The 20,382-nt window shown below is 71.6% G+C and carries 15 protein-coding genes; 9 read left to right on the top strand and 6 right to left on the bottom strand.

Annotated features, from left to right (window positions below; genetic code table 11):
* Positions 1–110 precede the first annotated feature (110 nt).
* Both ACFQSB_RS31285 and ACFQSB_RS31280 read left to right on the top strand, forming a co-directional pair.
* The gene (locus ACFQSB_RS31285) at positions 111–377 is read left to right on the top strand and encodes a DUF6504 family protein (protein WP_354850451.1); all 267 of its coding nucleotides are present in this window, start codon (positions 111–113) and stop codon (positions 375–377) included.
* The gene (locus ACFQSB_RS31280; RefSeq protein ID WP_380830470.1) at positions 377–4,168 is read left to right on the top strand and encodes a DNA polymerase III subunit alpha; all 3,792 of its coding nucleotides are present in this window, start codon (positions 377–379) and stop codon (positions 4,166–4,168) included. Before ACFQSB_RS31285 ends, ACFQSB_RS31280 begins: the two co-directional genes overlap by 1 nt.
* Here the strand turns inward: ACFQSB_RS31280 and ACFQSB_RS31275 are convergent.
* Positions 4,077–4,754 carry a DUF4328 domain-containing protein gene (locus ACFQSB_RS31275; RefSeq protein WP_354850454.1) on the bottom strand — a complete coding sequence of 226 codons (678 nt, stop codon included), beginning with the start codon at positions 4,752–4,754 and terminating at the stop codon, positions 4,077–4,079. The genes ACFQSB_RS31280 and ACFQSB_RS31275 overlap by 92 nt on opposite strands.
* Positions 4,755–4,953: 199 nt before the next feature.
* On the opposite strand from ACFQSB_RS31275, the gene ACFQSB_RS31270 reads away from it, so the two are divergent.
* Positions 4,954–5,274: an antibiotic biosynthesis monooxygenase family protein gene (locus ACFQSB_RS31270; protein WP_354850457.1), complete on the top strand. Its 321-nt coding sequence runs from the start codon at positions 4,954–4,956 to the stop codon at positions 5,272–5,274.
* A gap of 213 nt (positions 5,275–5,487) precedes the next feature.
* Here the strand turns inward: ACFQSB_RS31270 and ACFQSB_RS31265 are convergent, their stop codons facing one another.
* Complete coding sequence (locus ACFQSB_RS31265; RefSeq protein WP_354927019.1) at positions 5,488–6,132, bottom strand: response regulator transcription factor; 645 nt, start codon at positions 6,130–6,132, stop codon at positions 5,488–5,490.
* Between the two features lie 180 nt (positions 6,133–6,312).
* Here ACFQSB_RS31265 and ACFQSB_RS31260 point away from each other — a divergent pair, with 180 nt between their 5' ends.
* Together ACFQSB_RS31260 and ACFQSB_RS31255 are read left to right on the top strand one after the other, a co-directional pair.
* Positions 6,313–7,089, top strand: coding sequence for an ABC transporter ATP-binding protein (locus ACFQSB_RS31260; RefSeq protein WP_380830450.1), 777 nt, complete (start codon positions 6,313–6,315; stop codon positions 7,087–7,089).
* Positions 7,086–8,813: an FtsX-like permease family protein gene (locus ACFQSB_RS31255; protein ID WP_380830449.1), complete on the top strand. Its 1,728-nt coding sequence runs from the start codon at positions 7,086–7,088 to the stop codon at positions 8,811–8,813. The genes ACFQSB_RS31260 and ACFQSB_RS31255 overlap by 4 nt, the downstream gene beginning before the upstream one ends.
* 19 nt (positions 8,814–8,832) lie before the next feature.
* Here the strand turns inward: ACFQSB_RS31255 and ACFQSB_RS31250 are convergent, their stop codons facing one another.
* On the bottom strand, positions 8,833–9,579 hold the full coding sequence (locus ACFQSB_RS31250; protein WP_380830448.1) for an MBL fold metallo-hydrolase: 747 nt from the start codon (positions 9,577–9,579) through the stop codon (positions 8,833–8,835).
* A 204-nt stretch (positions 9,580–9,783) separates the two neighbouring features.
* Between ACFQSB_RS31250 and ACFQSB_RS31245 the strand changes: the two genes are divergently transcribed.
* Together ACFQSB_RS31245 and ACFQSB_RS31240 are read left to right on the top strand one after the other, a co-directional pair.
* A complete protein-coding gene (locus ACFQSB_RS31245) occupies positions 9,784–10,410 on the top strand; it encodes a GNAT family N-acetyltransferase (protein WP_380830447.1) in 627 nt (208 codons plus the stop codon).
* A 97-nt stretch (positions 10,411–10,507) separates the two neighbouring features.
* Positions 10,508–11,896 carry a hypothetical protein gene (locus ACFQSB_RS31240; RefSeq protein WP_380830446.1) on the top strand — a complete coding sequence of 463 codons (1,389 nt, stop codon included), beginning with the start codon at positions 10,508–10,510 and terminating at the stop codon, positions 11,894–11,896.
* Positions 11,897–12,196: 300 nt separating this feature from the next.
* Here the strand turns inward: ACFQSB_RS31240 and ACFQSB_RS31235 are convergent, their stop codons facing one another.
* Positions 12,197–12,781, bottom strand: coding sequence for an ATP-binding protein (locus tag ACFQSB_RS31235; protein WP_380830445.1), 585 nt, complete (start codon positions 12,779–12,781; stop codon positions 12,197–12,199).
* 267 nt (positions 12,782–13,048) lie between these two features.
* Here ACFQSB_RS31235 and ACFQSB_RS31230 point away from each other — a divergent pair, with 267 nt between their 5' ends.
* On the top strand, positions 13,049–14,644 hold the full coding sequence (locus ACFQSB_RS31230; protein ID WP_380830444.1) for a hypothetical protein: 1,596 nt from the start codon (positions 13,049–13,051) through the stop codon (positions 14,642–14,644).
* A gap of 39 nt (positions 14,645–14,683) precedes the next feature.
* Here the strand turns inward: ACFQSB_RS31230 and ACFQSB_RS31225 are convergent, their stop codons facing one another.
* Positions 14,684–16,396 (bottom strand): hypothetical protein, encoded by a 1,713-nt coding sequence (locus ACFQSB_RS31225; protein ID WP_380830443.1) that lies wholly within the window; start codon positions 16,394–16,396, stop codon positions 14,684–14,686.
* Between the two features lie 127 nt (positions 16,397–16,523).
* On the opposite strand from ACFQSB_RS31225, the gene ACFQSB_RS31220 reads away from it, so the two are divergent.
* Positions 16,524–17,657 (top strand): SGNH/GDSL hydrolase family protein, encoded by a 1,134-nt coding sequence (locus tag ACFQSB_RS31220; RefSeq protein WP_380830442.1) that lies wholly within the window; start codon positions 16,524–16,526, stop codon positions 17,655–17,657.
* A gap of 52 nt (positions 17,658–17,709) precedes the next feature.
* Here ACFQSB_RS31220 and ACFQSB_RS31215 read toward each other — a convergent pair whose 3' ends face one another.
* Positions 17,710–18,627 carry an ATP-dependent carboxylate-amine ligase gene (locus ACFQSB_RS31215; protein WP_380830441.1) on the bottom strand — a complete coding sequence of 306 codons (918 nt, stop codon included), beginning with the start codon at positions 18,625–18,627 and terminating at the stop codon, positions 17,710–17,712.
* Positions 18,628–20,382: the final 1,755 nt, after the last annotated feature.

Below are 20,382 nucleotides of genomic sequence, written 5' to 3'. Positions count from 1 at the left end.
GGTGAGGTGATTTGCCCTCTGGGCTCTGAGAACATATGTTCGATGTAGCACGACCCGCCTTCCCCCGGGTGCTCACGAAGTTCCACCGCGGCCCAGGGAGAAGGAGCGCCTTGAGCAGAATCTACGGGGACCCCATCGAGGTGTGGACGCGAGACGGCGAGCCCGCCCGTTTCGTCTGGCGCGACCGTCTCTACGTGGTCCACCGGGTCCTCGACCACTGGGTGACCTCCCGCGAGTGGTGGAAGATCTCCGAGAACGACCCGGGCGAGCGCCGCTTCTGGCGGGTGGAGGCGAGCCCCGGCGCCGCGACCGGCACCTACGAGCTGCGGTTCGACACCGCCGGCGACGGCTGGCTGATGCTCAGGGCGTGGGACTGATGTTCCCCCACCTCCACGTCGCCTCCGCCTACTCCCTGCGGTACGGCACGGCGTTCCCCGGCGAGCTGGTCGCGCGGGCGGCCGAGCACGAGATGGACATCCTCGCGCTGACCGACCGCGACGGCATGTACGGCGCGGTCAAGCACGTCCAGGCGTGCTTCGACGCCGGCCTCCACCCGGTCGTGGGCGTCGACCTGGCGCTGCGCGGCCCGGCGGGGGACGACGGCGACGGCGAGGAGCGCGTCACCGTCCTCGCGCGTACGGGCGGGTGGGCGCACCTGTGCCGGCTCACCACCGACGCCCACCACGCCGGGCGGCGGGGCGAGCCGCGGGTGACCCGCGAACTGGTCGCCCGGCACGCCGCCGGGCTGCTGGTCATGCTCGGCCCGAGGTCCGACGTCGGGCGGGCCGTCGCCGCGCGCCACGACCAGCGGGCGCGCGCCCTGCTCGCCGCCTGGCGGGCGGCCGTCCCCGACCTGGTCGTCGAGGTCGTCGACCAGTACGGTCAGCACGAGGCGGGCACCGCCCGGCGAATGCTCGCCCTCGCCCGCTCGCTGGGCGTGCCGGCCGTCCTGACCAACGCCGTGCGCCACCTCGACGCGGGGGACTACCGGGTCGGCGACGTGCTCGACGCCGCGCGCAAGCTCGTGCCGCTGCACACGCGGCACCTGGAGCACTCCGCCTCGCACGCCTACCTCAAAAGCGGCAAAGAGATGGCGCAGGTCGCCGCGCGGGTCTGCGACGGCGACCACGACCACGCCCGCCGCCTGCTCGCCGCCACGCGGCAGGTCGCCGAACGGTGCGTCCTGGACCCGCTGGACATCCTCGCGCTGCGCAACGACCCCGAACGCGTGCACCTGCCGGAGGTCGAGGAGGACCCGGTCCCCCTGCTGCGCCGCCGGTGCGAGGACGGGCTGTACGCGCGCGGCATGGAACGATCCAGGCAGGCGCGCGAACGGCTGGCCGAGGAACTGCGGATCATCGAGCGCAAGCAGCTCTCGGGATACTTCATCGTCGTCTCCGGCATCACCGACCTGATCCGCGCGATGGGGGTGCGCTGCGCCATCCGCGGGTCCGGCGCGGGCAGCCTGGTCAACTACCTCATCCGCATCGGCGAGGTGAACCCGCTCGACCACGGCCTGCTCATGGAGCGCTTCCTGTCCGAGGGGCGCAAAGGGCTGCCCGACATCGACATCGACGTGGAGTCGGCGCGGCGGCTCGACTGCTACCAGGCCATCCTCGACCGCTACGGCGAGAACAGGGTCGCCTGCGTCTCGATGATGGAGACCTACCGCGCGCGCAGCGCCATCCGCGACGTCGGCGCCGCCATGGGGCTGCCGCCGCACGAGACCGACCTCATCGCCAAGGCGTTCCCGCACGTCCGGGCCCGGCAGATCCGCGCCGCCCTGTCCGACCTGCCCGAACTGCGCGGCAGCGGCCTGGACGACCGCGCCCTGTCGGCCATGTTCCAGCTCGCCGAACGGCTCGACGGCCTGCCCCGCCACATCGCCCTGCACCCCTGCGGCGTGCTGGTCGGCAACTCCGGGCTGCGCGACCGCACCCCCGTCGAGCGCAGCCTGCTCGACTTCCCGATGAGCCAGTTCGACAAGGAGGACGTCGAGGAGGCCGGGCTGCTCAAACTCGACGTGCTCGGCGTGCGCATGCAGTCGGCGATGGCGTACGCGCTCGGCGAGATCAGGCGGGTGGAGGGCCAGGACATCGACCTCGACCGCGACGTCCCCCAGGACGACCGCGCCACCTACGACATGATCTGCACCGGCCGCACCATCGGCTGCTTCCAGATCGAGTCGCCCGGCCAGCGCGAGCTGGTGACCAAGCTCGAACCGCGCACCATGCACGACCTGATCGTCGACATCTCCCTGTTCCGGCCCGGCCCGGTCAACTCCGACATGGTCACCCCGTACCTGGAGTCCCGGCACGGCTGGCGCGAGCCGTCCTACCCCCATGCCCTGCTCCGGCCGGCGCTGCAGGAGACCAACGGCGTCGTCGTCTTCCACGAGCAGGTCCTGAGGGTCGTCGACGTCATGACCGGCTGCGGCCTGTCGGAGGCCGAGAAGGTCCGCCGCGCCCTCGGCACCCCCGAGGGCCGCGAACGGGTGCGCGCGTGGTGGGAGGCCGAAGTGCTGCCCGAGTTCGACCGCGAGACCACCGACCGCGCCTGGCAGGTGCTCGACGCGTTCGGCTCGTTCGGGTTCTGCAAGGCGCACGCGGCGGCGTTCGCCCTGCCCACCTACCAGTCGGCCTGGCTGAAACGGCACCACGCGGCGGCGTTCCTCGCCGGGGTGCTGACGCACGACCCCGGCATGTACCCCGGGCGGGTGATCCTGGACGAGGCCCGCAAGTGCGGCGTGGCCGTCCTCCCCCTGGACGTCAACCACTCCGGCCGCCACTGGCTCGTCGAACGCCTCCGGAATCCCCGCGGCGGCGCGCCGGGTTCCGACGACGCGCCGGGTTTCGGCGACGCGCCGGGTTTCGGCGACGCGACGCGTTCAGGTGATGCGATGCGTCCAGGTGATGCGGAGAACAATGGCGGCGCGGGGGCCGCCGGCGGCGATCCCGGGACGTTCTCCGCGGGGTACGGCCTGCGGGTGCCGTTCTCGGCGGTCAAGGGGATCAGTGAGGCGGAGGTCGACCGCATGGTCACCGGGCGGCCCTACACCTCGCTGGCCGACTTCTGGGAGCGCGCCCGCCCGTCCCGGCCGGTCGCCGAGCGCATCGTGCAGGTCGGCGGCCTCGACGCGCTGCACGGGCTGCACCCCGGCGGCCCGCGCTGGCGTCCCGGGGAGCTGACCAGGCGCGACCTGATCGCCCAGATCGGCGTCCTGGACCGCGCGTCCTCCACCGGCGTGACCGCGCGGCGCAAGGCCCGCCCGAGCGGTCGCCCCCGTCCCGCCGCCCCCGCCTCCCCTCCCGCCCCCGCCTCCCCTCCTGGCCCCGGCCCGAATCCCGGATCGGCCGGCTCGGGGGCGGGCGGGCCGCCGTCCGCCGTGCAGATCCCCATGGCGTTCACCGAGCACATCGCGCCCGGCGAGCTGCCGGAGATGACCGAGGCCGAGGCCGTGGAGGCCGAGCTGGACATCCTTGGCCTGGACGTCAGCCGGCACGTGATCGGCTTCTACGACGAACTGCTCGACGCGATCGGCGTGGTCAGGTCCAGCGAGCTGCTCACGCTGCGCAACGGCGCCGAGATCCTGGTCGCCGGGGTGAAGGTCGCCACGCAGACCCCGGCGATCCGTTCCGGGCAGCGCGTCATCTTCGCCACGCTGGACGACTCGACCGGCCCCGTCGACCTCACCTTCTTCGAGTCGGTCCAGGCGCGCTGCGCCGCCACGGTGTTCGGGTCGTGGATGCTGGTCGCCAGAGGGGTCGTGCGCCGGGTCGGCGCGCGGGCGGTGTCGCTGCGCGCCGTCGACTGCTGGGACCTGGCCGAGCTCGACCGGCTGTGGCGGGAGAAGGGGCCCGACGCGGTGCGGGCCGCCCTGGGCCTCACCCCGCAGCCGGCCGGGGCGAGGTCGCGCGCTTCGCGGGAGGAGCGGGCGGGCGTCGGCGGGCGCCGCATCGAGTACGGCAACGGCTACCGGCTGTCCCCCTACGCCGACCTCGGCGCCGCGCCCGGGGTGACCGGGCCGCCCCGCAAACTGTGGCACGCCAGCCCGGGAAGCTCCGGGCCGCTCGGGTTCAGTCCCCCGCCGGATAGGTGTGCCGGGGAAGCGACCGCAACGCGGGCAGCAGCTTCAGAGAATGCGCGATCGACGAAGGACGGGCGCTGACCCTGGCCTGGGTTATCTCCCTGACGGTCGCCGCGCACAGCAGCGCGGCGACCACCGCCACCACCAGCTCGGCCGCGCCGAGACCGGTCAGGTCCCTGCCCTGCGGCGAGTGGGTGAACGGCAGCCGCATCAGGATGAGGAACACCATGGCCAGCCAGCACCCCCACCACGCGGCGAGCAGCACCACCCATGACCGGCGGCGGCCCTCCCGCAGCCCGGCGTCCTCCCGCAGAGCGTGCACGAGCAGCGCGGGCGCGGCGAGGTTGAGCACCGGCACGAACCAGGCGATGGCGATCATGCGGGGGGTCGCCCCGGCGTGGCGGAGCCAGGCGAAGTAGGAGCAGCCGGCGGCGACCGTCGCGGCGGCCACCAGCAGGATGAGGATGGCGAACCAGGTGACGGCGCCGACGACGGCCTCCGCCCCGGGCGCGTGCGGGTCGCTGCCCAGCCGCGCGACCTGCCGCGCGAGCTGCTTGCCGCGTGCTTCCTCGAAGACGACCAGGCAGGTCAGGGTGGCGATCTGGGCGGCCAGCGCCAGGTAGACGCCGACCGCCGACCTGCTCACTGCGGATCGGGCATAGCGCATGATGTCTCCCCCCGGCATGCGCTGAAAGTCGTGGTTTCATCTGTGACGTAGCGCGACGCCTGACTCACTCCTATCCCGTGCGCCTCTCCGCTAATCGGCGAGGCGGAGGAGAAGATCCTGGATCTCCCCGAGATGATCTAGGGTTTGCCCGACACTGCCCAACCACCGGCGAAACCCGTCCGAACCGGAGGAGAGCGTGATGATCGCGAGAATCTGGCGTGCGACCGCGACCACCGAGGGCGCCGAGGCCTACCGGCGGCACTTCACCCAGGCCGTCATCCCCGAGCTGAGCGGCATCGAGGGCCACCGGGGCGCCTACCTGCTCAACCGCGACAGAGACGGTCAGGTCGAGATCGAGGTGATCACCTTGTGGGCGTCCATGGACGCGGTGCGCGACTTCGCCGCGCCCGACGTGGACGCCGCCGTCGTCGAACCCGAGGCACAGAAGGTCCTCACCGCCTTCGACCCCACCGTCACCCACCACACCGTGATCACCGAAACCGCCACAACCACCCCCTGAACCGTCGCCCGCCACACCGTCGTCACCGCGACCACTTCCCCGCCATGTGCTGGAGGCGATCGGCGCCGGGTCGGCGGGTCGGGGGTACGGCGAAGCCGGCGCCGATCTACGTCGCCCGGCCCGGTGAGCGTCCGCGGCGCACCAGGCACATAGTGGCCTTATCCGCCGTGCCGGTCCTGTTCTGACCGGCACGCGCGGCGGGCCGGTGGCGCGTCAGCGGACGACGCCGGCCTCCCAGGCCCAGGCGGCGATCTCGACGCGGTTGCGGGCGCCCAGCTTGGCGAAGATGCTCGCCAGGTGCGTCTTCACCGTCGACAGGGAGATGAACAGCTCCCCGCCCACCTCCTGGTTGGTGCGGCCCCGGGCGATCAGGCGGACGACGTCCATCTCGCGGTCGGTGAGCGGCTCGCGCGGCGGGCGCGTCACGACCGGGATCGGCCGGGCCAGGTGGGACAGCAGCCGCACGGTGATCGACGGCGAGACCAGGGCGTCGCCGTTGGCGGCGGCCCGCACCGCCTCGATGAGCAATGTGGGGCCGCTGTCCTTCAGTAGGAACCCGCAGGCGCCCGCGCGCAGCGCGCCGTACACGTACTCGTCGAGGTCGAAGGTGGTCACGATGACCACGCGCAGCGGGTCGGGCACCCCCGGGCCGGCCAGAATCCTGGTGACCTCCAGGCCGTCCAGCCGGGGCATCCGGATGTCCAGCAGGCACACGTCCGGCCGCAGGCGGCGGGCCTGCTCGACCGCGGCGACGCCGTCGGCCACGGCCGCGACCACCTCGATGTCGGGCTGGGCGTCGAGAATCATCTGGAAGCCGGTGCGCACCAGTTCCTGGTCATCCGCGACGAGTACCCTCACCCGCCCGATTCTGCCAGCAAGCGCGCGCCCGCACGCCACGAACCAACCGCGGGCCCGCACGCCAGGAACCGAGCGCGGGCCCGCCGGCCGGGGGAGATCGGCCTTTCGGCCGATGGGCCGTCCGGTGGATCGGGCGGGCGGCCGATCCGCGGGCCGCCGCCCGCGGGAGAGGCTCTGCTCATGCCGTCGCAAATCGTTCTCCACGGGCTCGGCCTGAGGAAGAGTTTCGGGTCCACCGTCGCCCTGGCCGGTGTCGAGCTGATGGTCCACCAGGGTGAGGCCGTCGCCATCATGGGGCCGAGCGGCTCCGGGAAGTCCACCCTGCTCCACTGCCTCGCCGGGATCATGAAGCCGGACGCCGGCGAGGTCCACCTGCTCGGCGAGCGCATCGACAACCTGGGGGAGCGCAGGCGCAGCGCGCTGCGGCGCACCCGCTTCGGGTTCGTCTTCCAGTTCGGCCAGCTCCTGCCCGAGCTGCCGGTGGACGAGAACGTCGCGCTGCCGCTCATGCTCGGCGACGTCCCGCGCGCTCAGGCCGTCCGCCAGGCCCGCTCCTGGTTCGGGCCGCTGGGCCTGGCCGGCATGGAGGGGCGTCGCCCGGGCGAGCTGTCCGGCGGGCAGGCCCAGCGGGTCGCCATCGCCCGCGCGCTCGTGACCCGGCCCGCGGTGGTGTTCGCCGACGAGCCCACCGGCGCGCTGGACCAGGCCACCGGGCACGACACGATGCGCCTGCTGGTGGAGGCGACCAGGCACAACGACGCGTCGCTGGTCGTCGTCACCCACGACCCGCACGTGGCCCGCTGGTGCGACCGCGTGGTCGAGGTCAGAGACGGCCACATCCTCCCCACGTCCGGCGTCCGGTACGCCGAGACCCCCACCCCGCACACGCAGGTGCTCGGCCAGGTGCCGTCCGTCTCGCACGTTCCCGTCCACGGGGCCGAGGGGAGCGGACGATGAGGAACCTGCTCGACCTCACCTGGCGGCTGCTGCGCGGCGGCGGGCGGCGCGGGCTGCTCGGGTCGTCGCTGACGCTGGCGGCGGTGGGCGTGTCCACCGCGCTGCTGCTGTTCGCGGTCGCGATCAACTTCGCCTTCGCCGGACGGGCCGAGCGCGGCGCCTGGCGTAACCCCGAGCCGCCGACCGGTGCTACGGCCGGCGGGCCGCCACGGGCGGTCGAAGCCGTCCGCGGCGAGTTCTCGGGCGATCGGCGGATCACCGTGGTGCACGTGGCGGTCCTGTCGCCGGGCGTCTCCCCGCCTCGCGGGGTGTCCCGCCTGCCCGCGCCCGGCGAGGTCGTGATGTCGCCCGCGCTCGCCGAGCTGGCCCGGGACGACGGCTCGGTGGGCCGCCGCTTCCCGCAGAAGAGGGCCGGGACGATCGGGGACGAGGCGCTGGTCCACCCCGGCGAGCTGGTCGCCGTCGTCGGCCACGCGCCCGGCGAGGACATCATGACGGCCAAGTACAAGGGGGACTACCGCCTCGGCGTGTCCGCGACGAAGGTCCCCGACCTCACCGGGAGCCCGTCACCTGACGCGGGTGCCTACCAGGCGCTGGCGGCGGTCGCGAGCGTGCTGATGGTCGTGCCGCTGCTGGTGTTCGGGGGCGCGGCGGCCCGGCTGACGGTGGCGCGCCGGGACCGGCGTCTGGCCGCGCTCCGTCTGGTCGGGGCGACCCCCGGCCAGGTCGTGGCGATGACCGTGGCCGAGGCGGTGATCACGGCGTTCGCGGGGGCGGTGCTGGGGTTGCTGCTGTACACGGTCGCCATCCCGCCGCTCAGCCAGGTGCGGATCGCCGGGGGCGCCTGGTTCGCCTCCGACATCTGGCCCGGGCCGCTGCCCATCGCGGCCGTGCTGCTCGCGGTGCCGCTGCTGGTCGGGCTGTCGGCCGTGGTGGGCCTGCGGCGGGTCGTGGTCAGCCCGCTCGGCGTGGCCAGGCGCGAGACGCCGCCCGCGATGCGGTTCGTGCGCGTGGTGGCGCTGCTGGCGTGCCTGGCCGCGGTGCCGGCCTTCGGCGCCGGGGCGAGCGTGACGGTCGTCGTGGTCGTGCTGAGCCTGTCGTTCCTCGCGGTCAACCTCGTGGGGCCGTGGGTGGTGGCGATGATCGGCCGGATCACGGCCCGCACCGCCAAGCGGCCCGCGAGGTTGCTGGCCGGGCGGCGCCTGGTGGACGACCCCCGTTCCGCCTGGCGCACGGTGAGCGGGGTGGCGCTGACCGGGTTCGTCGCCGGGTTCATCGGGCTGCTCGCTCCGAGCGCGTCGATCTCCGTCGAGAACGACCCGGTGACGGCCTGGCTTCTACAGGACATCAGAACGGGCACGCTGATCGTTCTGCTGGTGTCCTTCCTGGTGGCGATCGTCAGTGCGGGCATCACCGCCGCGTCCGCGGTCCTGGACCGTCGCCAGACCTACGCGCTGCTGCGCCTGGCCGGCACCGACCTTTCGGTGCTCGACCGCGCCCGGCGACTGGAGACGCTGATCCCGCTGACCGTCATGGGCGGCGGCTCGATCGCCGCGGGCATGTTCTGCGCGGCCCCGTTCGCCCGTCTGGCGATGAGCGCGACCGGCGGGCTGACCCTGCTGGTCTGCGCCGCCGCCGGCTTCGCGGGCGTCATCGGCGCCGGCGCCCTCAGCCGCCCCCTCCTCCGCTCCGTCACCACCGACCCGGCCCCCCGCCCCGACTAGTGGGGGCTCCCTCATCGCGCTACTTCGGTCCGAGCGCGACGGTGAGTCCTTCCTCGGCCGCCAGCACCTCACCGCCGAACTCCCGCCGCGCGGCGGCCACGGAGACGGCCCGATCGTTGCCCGGCCAGAAATGGGTGAGCATCAGCCGTCGGGCACCCGCGCGGCCGGCCCATCGGCCGGCCTCCGTGGAGGTCAGCAGATTGCGGGAAGGGCGGTCGGTCTCGCCGTCGTGATCGGTGGCCTCGACGATGAACAGATCGGCGTCGCGGCCCAGGTCGGCGAGCGCGGGGGCCGGGCCGGTGTCACCGGTGTAGGCCAGCGCGACTCCGTCGGCCTCGACGCGGATGCCGGCGTTGGGCACATAGTGCGGCAGCGGCAGTCCGGTGAGGGTGAATGGCCCCACCTGGTGGCTGCCAGGCAGCGGATGCATGTCGAAGACCGCGTGGAGGTCCGCATCGGGCTCCAGGCCGCTGATCCGGTCGAGTACGCCCGGCGGGCAGTACAACGGCAGCCGCGGCCCACCGGGGTCGCCGTAGAACCGCATCCGGAACAGCCCGTGCAGGTCGATGCAGTGGTCGGGATGCTCGTGAGTGATGACGACGGCGTCCACCGCGCCGTCCGGCCAGTGCGCGAGGAGCCGCGGCAGTGTGGCGTAGCCCAGGTCGAGCAGCAGGCGATAACCGTCCCAGTCCACCGCGAACCCGCTGCAGGCACGGCCCGGCTCCGGGTACGCACCACAACTGCCGAGAACGGTTACTTGTCGCATTCATAGAGAATGCCAGGCTCCACACTGCCATGGAGAGCCTGAGGTGGGTGCTCCACCACCTCCGTGCGGCCGCCCAGGTCACCGGCACAGGGGCCGGCGCCTGGTCCGCCCTCTCCTGCGTTCGGCGACCACCGACCCGACTCCCCACCCGACCGACCGATTCCAGTTATGTCCGGTTGAGTAGAACAAGGTACGGTTCCTCGGATGGATCACGGTGATGGCGTCGGCGTCGTGCGGACGACGGCGGAGGTCGAGGCGTTCCTGTCGGACCGACTGGAGGACTCCTCCCGGGTGACCCTGCGGGCGCTCACCCGGGACGACCAGGACGAGTTCGTCGCGCTCGTCCGGGACAGCGCGGAGCTGCACGGCCCCTACATGGCATTGCCGGACACGCCGGAGAACTACCAGGCGTACCTCGCGAGATTCGACCACGTGACGGCGCAGGGCCTGCTGGTCTGCCTGCGCGACACCGGGGCGATCGCCGGCACGGTGTTCCTCAACAGCATCATCCGGGGGCGCTTCCAGAACGCCTCCCTGGCCTACGGGGCCTTCGCCCCGACGGCGGGCAAGGGCTACATGTCCGAGGGCCTTCGCCTGGTGCTCCGGTACGCGTTCGAGCGGCTGCGCCTGCACCGGCTGGACGCCCAGATCCAGCCGGGCAACCACGCCTCGATCAACCTGGTGCGGCGGCTCGGCTTCCGCTACGAGGGCATCTCGCCTGAGTTGCTCTTCATCGACGGCACCTGGGCGGACCACGAACGCTGGGCACTCACCAACACCATGTTCGCCCCCGGCCCCTGGCCCACCCACCCCACCCAGCCCACCCGCTGAACCACCGTCACCGCGGCGGTCCGGCATCAGCGGTCCCGCGTTCGGGAAATGACGTCAACGCGTTGAGGTCGCGGGGGTTCCGCGTCACTGTTGGGGGGTGCACGTCACCGTCCAGCTACCGATCGTGGACCTGCGTCCGCTGTTGCCCGCCGAGACCCGGCGCCGCGAGCCGCCGCGCTGGCCGCGCCCCGACCGGGTCTTCCCGGGCCGTTCACCAGAGCACCATCGCTCCGATCATGTGCGGGGCGTGGGCGCGGTACGGCCGCGGCTGCGCGGCGGGGTGGCGCCCTGGATCTCCGAGTCCTACTACGTCGACGTCGGCAACCTGGTCCGGCTCACCCGGCAGCGGCACAGTGAGGGGTTTCGCAAGTCGGTGACGGTCACACCGGTGCTGCGCAACTTCTACGCCGACCGCGTCGTCAACCGGCTGGAGGTGGGGTTCCAGCGACGATGGCTCGACCCCAACGAGATTTGGGAGGGCCAGGAGAACGTCGTACGGCTGGCCATGTCGGCGCCGACGTGGCTGCGAGGCGAGCGCGGGGCGCACGTGCCGCTGGTGGCGTTCGGACCGCGGTTCGCGCGGCACCTGCTCGACAGCACCTCGGCGGCGGCGGAACCGGAGGAGTGGTGGGTGCGCGCGGGCACGCCGTCGGTGGTCGTGGAGGACTACTGGTGGCGCCACAAGGCCGTCCACCACGCCTGGGTGCGCGAGGCGGGGCAGCGGGTGTCGATGTGGCACGTGACCCCCTCCCACGAGCAGGACGAGCCGGACGAGGAGCTGCGGCGGATGCGGATGCTGCTGTCGCGGTTGCACTCCGAGTACGCCGTCGTCGAGCAGGTGCTGGCGCTGTGCGAGGACGGCAGGCTTGAGGTGGGGAGGCCGGAGGTCGAGGGCTATCTGAAGCGGGCACTCGACCTGCTGCTGCGGCCCTCGCGGTTCGGGTTCACCGCCGCCGAGATGCTGGCGCAGATGCTCGCCCGCACCCGCGAGGTCTACGCCGACACCGTGCAGACCCTCGACTTCCTCGCCGGCTCCTCGGCCAACCCGGTCATCGCCGCCCGCGTCGAACAACTACGCGTGCTCATGGCCGCCGCCGAGTCCGACCGGCCGTTCTTCTACTCCCCGGAGGTCAACGTGACCGCCTTCAACGGCAACACCTTCAGAAACAGCGCGATCAGCACCGGCACCGGTGACGCCACCGTGAACAACGCGCCCGACGACGCGGCCGACCTGCGCGCCCTGGTGGAGGACCTGCTCGACGCCGTCTACGTGCTGCGCGACCAGTTGCCCGAGGAGCAGGCGGTGGCGGTCGAGGACGCGGCCAACGGCGTGGAGCGCGAACTGGACAAGGAGCCGGGCAAGCGCAGCGAGGGCGGCCTGAAGGCCAGGCTGAAGACGATCTTCGAGATCGCCACCGACGCGGGCGCGGCCGGCACCGCGCTGGTGGGCGTGGTCACCGCCATCCAGGGCATGCTCGGCGGCTGAGGCGGCATCCCGGGAGCGCACGCTGGTCGAGGTGAGGCGGCCTCCGGGGGTGGACGCCCCCGGAGGATGACGCTTCACCCGGAACGACACGCGATCCGAGCAGGCTGTGACGCCTGGAAAGGACCTACACACAGTCGAGGCCGTGATTCCCAGGTGGCCATCGGCCCCGGGGCGGCCTGCCCTCCACTCTAATGTCCGGTGACGAGGCCGGCCAGGCGTGCCGGACCGAAGGGTCGCCGACACCGACGGGCCGACGCTCAAGGAGCGTTCCGGACGAAGTCGTCGCGGGTCGGCGCGCGGTCAGGAGGGTGGCGGTCGTGGGTCCGGGGTGGTGAGGTAGGCCCATACTCGGTGGCCACCGGTGGGGGTGCCCTGGTAGCCGACGCGGGCGGCGAGCGCGGTCACGATCGCCAGGCCGCGTCCGTTCTCCTCGTACGAGCCGTGCCGGTCGTCGCCGAACCGGGGGACGCCGCCACCGCCGAGGTCGTACACGGTGACCAGGACGCTGACCGCCGATGCCGGAGCGGTGAGAGCCTCGTGGCGGGCGGAGGTCAGCGTGATCTCCACGGTGAAGTGGCCGTCGGGCGGCCCGCTGCGGGTGTGGCGGATCGCGTTGCCCGCCAGCTCGCCGACGATCAACTCGGCGTCGTCGGCGAAGACGGTGCTGCCGAGCAGGAAGCGGACGAACCTCCTGGCCTCGGCCGCCTGGTCCGGCCTGGCGGAGAAGGCGCGCCGCCAGATGAGGACCTCGGGTCCCAGCCGCACGGCCTCGGTGATCGGTTCCGACCGTGACGGATGGCCGTCCACGAGCGGGTGGGGGAGGGCGATCGCAGACGGATGGCCGTCGGCGAGCAGGTCGGGGAGCGTGACCGGATCGGCGGCCACGCGGGCCTCCTCGTCACGGGAATCGAAGGGCGGGTGCACAAGCCAGAACCATGGCCGGTGCCACGCGGCTCGCTGATCCCCGCCTCGCCCGGCCGGACCACTCTCCTGCGACGGGCCGGTGAACTGCCCCGACGAGAAGGATCGCCCGGATCGCCGCCTCTCGCGGGCGACGGCGAGCATCACAATCTTCGTCGCTCAAGGTAATCGTACGGGCACGGTGTGTGTAAGATTTCCTCTACCGCGTCGTACCCGGGGAGGCGTTGCGTGATGTCAGGCGAAGCGGTCCACACCTTGCTCGAATGCCGGCGGCGCAGTGAGGCGTTGCGGGCCAAAGGCTACGGCTTCGAGCAGATCGCCGAACTGTTCTCGGTGTACCACGAGGTGAGTCCGCTGCGGCTGTACCGGTACGCCTATGGGCGTACCGCCGCCGAGGCCGTGGCGCTGTACAACGATCTCGATCCGGCCGGCACCGCCGCGCTGCGGGAGTCACGGCTGTACGACTTCGAGCACTGGCCGAGGCGCGGCAAGCGGCCGACCGCGCGCACGGTGGCGCTGTTCGCGCAGGTCTACCGCACCGCCGCCCGCCACCTGATCACCGACGAGGTGTACGCCTCCTACAGCGTCCGCGACCGGCAGCTCATCGACCGGACGGATCATCGGCACCTCCCGGCACAGCGGCCTTCTCGCGTCCCGAGCCCGATTCCCGGTCATGTCACCATGAGTCTGGAAGCGGCACGCGACACGGTTCCTGTCCCCACGCCGCAGGACTGCGCCTCGCTGCTGCGTGCTCTCGGAGCCGAGGAGGCCGATGTGAAGCGCCGCGATCTGCTGTTCGAGCTGGCCCTGGCGCTCGGCGGAGCCCCCGCTGTGATCCTGCTCCGCCATCTGTCCCCGCCGGAGAAGGACCGTCTGGCCGCGGCCGTCCGCGCGTCCGCCCGCGTGGACGCCGCGACCGTGGAGGTGATCGAGAAGCTCACCGCCCGGTGCCGCCGCCTGGACGACGACTTCGGCCCGCAGACCGTCCTGCCCATCGTCGACGGCCAACGCCGCCTCGTCACCGACCTGCTGAGCCGCACCACTTTGCTTCCGGACCTGCGTGACCGCCTCACCTACGCCTACGCCGAGCTCAGTCAGTTCGCCGGTTGGCTCCACCACGACCTGATGGATCACGAAGGCGCACGTCTGCGGTATCAGGAAGGGCTCACCGCAGCCCACGAGATCCGCGACGGCACGATGATCGCCTACCTGCACACCTGCCTCAGTTACGTGGCCGTCTATCGAGGCCAGATAGGGCAGGCGCTCGACCACGTCTACGCCGCCCAAGGTTGGGCGCGGCACAGTCCCAGCAATCTGATGCGCTCAGTGCACGCGATGGAACTCGCCCGCGTGCTGGCTCGCCGTGGCGAGACGAACGAGAGTGAGCGAGCGCTGGCCTATGCGAGCGGCATGGTCGAGCAGCCGAGAACCGAGGCCGACCCCGCCTATCTGTACTGGTGGACGATCGGCCAGGTGCGGGCTAGCACCGCCGACTGCCAGCTTCATTGGGGGCGGCCGGACGAAGCGATCGGTTCTGTCCTTAACACCCTGGCTGCGCCGACGACCCTCAGTCTCGCGCGCGGGCATGCCTTGCTCCACTACGCCGAGGCGCTCACCCGTAAACGGGAGATCCCCGGCGCCGTCGACAAGATCCGTGGCGCGGCGCGGACCACCGTCAGGCACAGCTCGACCCGGCTCGCAGACTCCGTACGGCAGGCCCGCGCCCGCCTCCAGCCCTGGGCGGGGAACAAGCACGTCCGTACCCTGGACGAGGAACTCCGCTCCCTCGGCATCCTCGCCACAGCCCAGGGCGCGCACCTGGCGTGATCCTGGTCTCCGTCGCGGTTGACTCGATGCTGCGGGACCTCAGCTCAGGGTGAGGATGTCGTAGTGGTCGAGGCGGTCGACGGTGACCGTTAGTTGGCCCTGGTGGCAGGAGGAGGCGGGGGTCTTGGAGCCGGCGAAGTCGGGGGAGATCAGGGAGACCTTTCGCGGGCACTGCGGGAGCCGCGTCCGCACGCTGAGTTGGCTCTGCGGGACGATGCCCTGGGCGTAGTTGTGGTTGACGAGGTGGATGGACCGCGCTCTGGTGCCGCGCTGCTGGAGCAGGCTCGCCGACACGTTGGGCGTCCCGACGCTCACGGCCTGCGCCCCGATGTCGTTGCGCTGGTAGAGCGATCGGTGATCCTTGTAGAACCGGGTGTAGGTCCGGAAGAAGTCGAGCATGCCGTACTGTTCGGCGGTCGGGCTGCCGACCGTGTCCTTCAGGTGGAAGGCCGGGAAGATGCCGTTGGCGTAGGCCTCGGCGCCGAAGATCTTCCAGTAGTCCTGCTTCTCGGCGAGCGGCAGGTTCAGGTAGTCGGTCATCATGTCGTTCGGCCAGTCGATGAAGACGGTCACCGGGACGTCGCCGGCGATGCGGCGGCTCTGGTCCTTCAGGTACCGGTAGTTGGCCTGCAGCGACTTGGCGCCGTTCAGGTGGCCGCCGACGACGGGGACGTAGTCGGCGCCCCGGTAGTCGGGCGTCTGCTCGTCGGGATTCCAGGGGTACATCCCGACGCTGTTGAAGTCCACGTACGGCAGGAGCCCGTTGGAGGAGATCAGGATCCGGCGGTGCGCGGTCCGCAGCGCGTAGGCCCGCAGTTCGTCCACCATCTGCTTCCAGTAGCGCCGCAGGTAGGTCCCGGTGAACGAGGTGTCCTCGGCGTACATCCGGTTGGCGGTCACCCGCCCCCACTCGCCGGCCAGCGGATTGGCGGAGGCGAGGGGGTCTGCGTTCCAGCCGTTCGCCTTGAGGTAGGCGCGGTAGTCGAAGTTGCGCGTCAGGTCTCCGGCGGGGACGTCGCGCCTCGGGAGGTTGCCGTCGGTCATTCCGAAGCGGCTCTTCCAGTCGGTGGCCGTGAAAGCGGGGTACTTGTTCAGCAGGTATCGGGTGAAGTCGGCGATGGCGTAGTCGTCGAATCCCTCGTTGCCATTGAAGCCGTACTTCTGCCCGCCGCTGAACCCGGCGTTCACCTCGTCGAAGGTGACCCCGTCCACGCCGCCGTCGACCTGGATCTCGGCCCAGTCCAGCAGGTACCGGCGATATTTCGGGTTGAACAGGTTGCCCCGGCGTGCGGGCTCGGGGAACCCGAACTCGTCGTGGGGGACCGGATCGCCGTTCGCGTCGCGCGTCGACATGTCGTCGAACACTTCGGCGCTGGGGAAGTCCTGCGGGAAGATGACGCTGGACGTCCCGCTGCCCATGAACGTGATGCCCTTGTCGTGGTAACGCCTGATCTGGCCGAAGTTGTAGTCGGCCGGCTCATCACCGTTGGTGGACCATTTCCCGATGGCCCTGATATTGATGTCCGGGACCAGCTTGTACACCTGCGGGTCTTCCTGCTCCACGTCGGACTGGCTGAAGGCGAAGACCGTGAAATCGGCCGCCCGGTTCGCAGTCGTGCCGGTGGCGGCGGCCGGGCCGCCGGCCGGGCGTACGGGCCCGTTGGCGGCTGCCGAGGCGGGTTGCCCCTGGGCCAGGAGCGTCAGCCCGAGTGCGCATAGCGACCATTTCCCTGCTCCGGAACGCCGTGACATCGTGTTCCTCCTCTGAGCCGCTTCCCGGGCGAGTATCGCTGGAGGATATGCCGGGAGGATCAGCTGAGGAAGTCATTTGCCGCCTATATCGGGAACAGGGTGGTATGCGCGGGTGTTCTGGACGGCCATGACGACGACTTGGACCGCCGCGTTCCGCTCAGCCGTTCTCAGTCCCGCTGAAAGCTTCAGCTTCAAGGAGCCCCGTGGCTTCGCCGGCCAGACCCTCCGGCAGATCCTCCACCTCGACGGCGGGGGAGAGGCGCTTCGCGTGCTGCTCACCAACCGCTTCGGCGACCGGCCGCTCGTGGTGGCCGCCGCCCGCGTGGCCTTACGGAAGTCCGGCGGCGAGATCCTTCCCGGCACCGACGCGCCGCTCACGTTCGGCGGCGCCGCCGAGGTCACCCTCGCCCCCGGCGCCGAGGTCGCCTCCGACGCCGTGCCCCAGGCCGTCAGTGCGGGGACCGACCTGGCCGTGAGCCTGTACCTGCCGGAGGAGACCGGCCCGGCGACCTACTCCCACACTCCGCTGGAGACCGGCTACGTGGCCGAGGGCGACGCGGTGTCGGCGTCCTCGCTTCCGGCCGCCGAGGAGGTCGACTCCCGCTTCTTCATCACCGGCGTGGACGTCCTGGCCCCCGAGGGGACCGCCGTGGCCGTGGCCTTCGGGGACTCCTGGTTCGAGGGGGCCGGCACCACCCACGGCGCCAATCTCCGCTTTCCCAACCTCCTCAACGCCCGGCTTGAGCGCGGCTGGGTGGTGAACCAGGGTCTCGGCGGCAACCGCCTGCTGACCGACGAGGTGGGCCTGCACGGGCTCGCGCGCTTCGACCGGGACGTCCTGTCGGTGCCGGGCGCGACGCACGTCCTGCTGCACTTCGGGCTGAACGACATCGGCCTCGGCTCCGCGAACGGCGACCGGCCGCCGTCCGCCGACGACCTCACGGCCGGTTTCGCCGAGCTGGCCCGGCGGGCCCGCGACGCGGGCCTGACCGTCATCGGCGGGACCATGGGACCGTACCTGGGCACCATCTACCCGGGCGTGGACACCCCGGAGGGTCAGGTCGTGCGCAGGGCGGTCAACGACTGGATCCGCACCTCCGGCGTCTTCGACGCGGTCGTGGACTACGCGCACGCCGTGGCCGACCCCGGTCAGCCGGACGCGATCCGCCCCGACCTTGACAGCGGCGACCACCTGCACCCCAACGACGCGGGCGCGCAGGCCATGGCCGACGCCGTGGACCTCGCCTTCCTCCGCCTCTGACCGTGTCGTCCGGACCGGCGGATCCCCGCCGGGCCGGACGATGACGGGGGATTCATGCTTGTTCCGGCGCCGGCGGGGTGAGCAGGAGGTCGCAGAGGGCTTCGGTGATGGGCATGGCGGTGATCTGCTCGATCAGCAGGAAGCCTCCCTCCGGGTTGACCTCCAGGAAGACGTAGCGGCCCTCGGGGGTCAGGGTCAGGTCGATCGTCCCGAACGACAGCCCGAGGTGCCGCATGAGGCGCAGGCAGCGCCGGTGCACGTCCTCGGGCAGCCGGTGCGGGCGCAGCCGCCGCGTGCTCCTGGGTGAGTGGATCTCGGCGGCGAACAGCCGCGCGCCGGTGACGACCACCCGCAGGGCCAGCCGGCGCAGCACGTGCGCCTGGGCGACCAGCGGGAACGGGCCCGTCCCGTGCGGGTCGGAGAGCGTGACGACCTCGTCCTCTGACGGGTTGCGCTCGGGGATGGCCCACGGCCGGTCGAGCACCCGGGTGACGATCTGCCCCTGGTGGGCGAGGTAGAAGTCGAGCAGTTCGTCGTGGTCGGTGCTGATCAGCGTGGAGGGCAGCTCGAAGCCGAGCCGGCCGGCCACCGAGAGCTGGTAGAGCTTGCGCTGGGCCCGCTGGATCACCGCACGGGACGCCGGGACGGCGGGGCAGGCCAGGGTGTCCCACACGTCGGAGGCGAACCCGTTCTGCTGGACGGCGCTTTCGCCGGAACCGGCCCCGGCCGGGGGGCCGGGGCGCCGGAACCAGACGGAGGTGAGCCGGTCGAGGTCGAGGCGCCGGTCTCCGGTGACCAGTGTGCGCCGGGCCGATCCCGACGGGTCGAGGGTCACCGACAGCCGCGCGGAGCCGGGGAACCATTCCGGCACCAGGACCAGCGTGTCGGCTCCCCGTCCGGCGAGGGCGCGAGCGACGTGCCGCGCCTGGGGGTCGCCGTCCTCGGTGAGGACGAGCACCGTACCGCTCATGGCTGCTGTCTCCACACCGTCGCCGCGGCCTTCCTAGGACGCTTCCCACGATGCCGTGGATCACTTGCCCGATGCTTGTCGGCCGGTCCGCCGGCTTATGGGGAAGCGCGAACTAACCATGTAAAGCTAGTAGGAATAGTTGCAAATCTGCGCCCGGCCGCCTACCGTTGAAGGTGTGATTCACGGGTGACAAGCCCGGGTGCGGTGAGAGGAGTGGGGCGCACTCTTCGAGAATGGCCACCGTACCCGCGAGCACTGGAGGGCAGGGCGTAACCGGGGCTGGCCGCCCTGCCCTCCGGTGCTCAGACCTGCGCGATCCGATAGAGGCCGCGTCGTCGAATCCTTGACGAGGTGGAGCAGGCGTCACCGCGCCCAGGAGAAGCCGACGGGAGCTGGCACGTCCCAAGGGAGGATCGCCGCGGGAACGGGTCCATCGAGCGCCCGCTCCCGAAGCGCCCTCGGCAGTGGCCGTCGAACCGATTCGAGTACGGGCGCGACCGAATCCGGCCTCGCCGCGTACCCGACAACGGGCGCGGCCAAAGTGTCGATGATGGCTACTGTCGGAAAAGCCCGGCGTTTCTCCATCGGCGGTTGGATGTGGCGCCAGGTCCAGAGAGCACACATGGCCGCACGGCACCTGTCAAGCCTCCGGTCGGTTCCCCCCACCTGCCTGAGGCGCCAACCGGCACCTCGTCAGCGACCCTCGCCCGCCTCGGAGCGTACGAGGAATGAAACGTTCATGCGCCTTGCGGGCCGGCGGTGTGACGAGGACGATCAGCACCCTGGATGAGCCTGAGACATCCCACCTTTTGTGTATGAATCATTTCGCGCGGAGCGGGATCGAGACAGTAGGCGTCCAGGGTGCGCGGCGCGGCCATTCGGGCTGGTGAGCAGCGAAATGACGTCGGCCGCGCCGGAGACCGGACCGCCGATCCCGGAAAATAGGCATGCCTAAGGTCTTGACGCGCCCGGGGTGATCAGAACGTAATTGGTAGCCAAGACCTCGGGTCACACACCTTCGAGGACTTGTACGGCTGGGCCACATCTCGGCGGGTGTGGAGGCGCCTCACGGTTCCTTCACAGCGTGGTCGGCCACGTCGACTTCCATTGCCTGCTTCGGAGACATCCCATGTCATGCCTCGCGAGGCCATGTCAACCTGGAGAAGCACGTGACCGATCGGAACAAGCTTCGCGGACGAGGCGACCCCCGGAGGGACGCGCCGGCCACACCCGGTCGCGCACGGTGGTCGCGGGACACCTGACCCCGGCCACCCTGCGGGGCCGGACGCAGAGTGCTCTGTCCGCCGCCTTCATCGCAGCCGGTGGAGGGGTGCGCCCGTCCGGCCGCGTGGCAGCCAGGTAGGGCCCCCGCACCACCAGAGGTGGAGACCGCCGGGACCGGCGGCTCCCGACCCGTGCGTGCGGGCTCCGGCGCGACGCCTGCCGGATCGTCCGGCGGACCGCGCCGGACGTCGGCCACGCCACATCCGCACCTCACACCCGCACCCGCGGCCCACACCCATACCCGCATCCGCACAAGATCCGCCCGGAGGACCTCCACGCCGCGACGAGTGACCTTCGCCGCGATGGCGCCGGCCGACCGCCACCACCACGGCCGCCGCCCTGGTCATCCGCCCACCCCCGCATCCTCGTTAGGAGCGCCCATGCGCGAAGCCGCGCCACACGCGGTACGCAGACTCGTCATGGCCGGGCTCACCGCCGTGACACCGCGCGCCGTTCCCGCCCCGGCCGGCG

The sequence above is a fragment of the Sphaerisporangium rhizosphaerae genome (assembly GCF_042665155.1).
Classification (GTDB): domain Bacteria; phylum Actinomycetota; class Actinomycetes; order Streptosporangiales; family Streptosporangiaceae; genus Sphaerisporangium; species Sphaerisporangium rhizosphaerae.
Note: the sequence above shows the minus strand (reverse complement) of the source record. Positions and strands in the feature narration are given on the sequence as shown.

Coding starts and splice junctions, on each gene's coding strand:
- ACFQSB_RS31255 (WP_380830449.1), top strand. CDS start 7,086: ATGAGGAACCTGCTCGACCTCACCTGGCGGCTGCTGCGCGGCGGCGGG.
- ACFQSB_RS31230 (WP_380830444.1), top strand. CDS start 13,049: ATGTCAGGCGAAGCGGTCCACACCTTGCTCGAATGCCGGCGGCGCAGT.
- ACFQSB_RS31220 (WP_380830442.1), top strand. CDS start 16,524: ATGACGACGACTTGGACCGCCGCGTTCCGCTCAGCCGTTCTCAGTCCC.
- ACFQSB_RS31245 (WP_380830447.1), top strand. CDS start 9,784: ATGGATCACGGTGATGGCGTCGGCGTCGTGCGGACGACGGCGGAGGTC.
- ACFQSB_RS31250 (WP_380830448.1), bottom strand. CDS start 9,579: ATGCGACAAGTAACCGTTCTCGGCAGTTGTGGTGCGTACCCGGAGCCG.
- ACFQSB_RS31270 (WP_354850457.1), top strand. CDS start 4,954: ATGATCGCGAGAATCTGGCGTGCGACCGCGACCACCGAGGGCGCCGAG.
- ACFQSB_RS31275 (WP_354850454.1), bottom strand. CDS start 4,754: ATGCGCTATGCCCGATCCGCAGTGAGCAGGTCGGCGGTCGGCGTCTAC.
- ACFQSB_RS31280 (WP_380830470.1), top strand. CDS start 377: ATGTTCCCCCACCTCCACGTCGCCTCCGCCTACTCCCTGCGGTACGGC.
- ACFQSB_RS31225 (WP_380830443.1), bottom strand. CDS start 16,396: ATGTCACGGCGTTCCGGAGCAGGGAAATGGTCGCTATGCGCACTCGGG.
- ACFQSB_RS31215 (WP_380830441.1), bottom strand. CDS start 18,627: ATGAGCGGTACGGTGCTCGTCCTCACCGAGGACGGCGACCCCCAGGCG.
- ACFQSB_RS31260 (WP_380830450.1), top strand. CDS start 6,313: ATGCCGTCGCAAATCGTTCTCCACGGGCTCGGCCTGAGGAAGAGTTTC.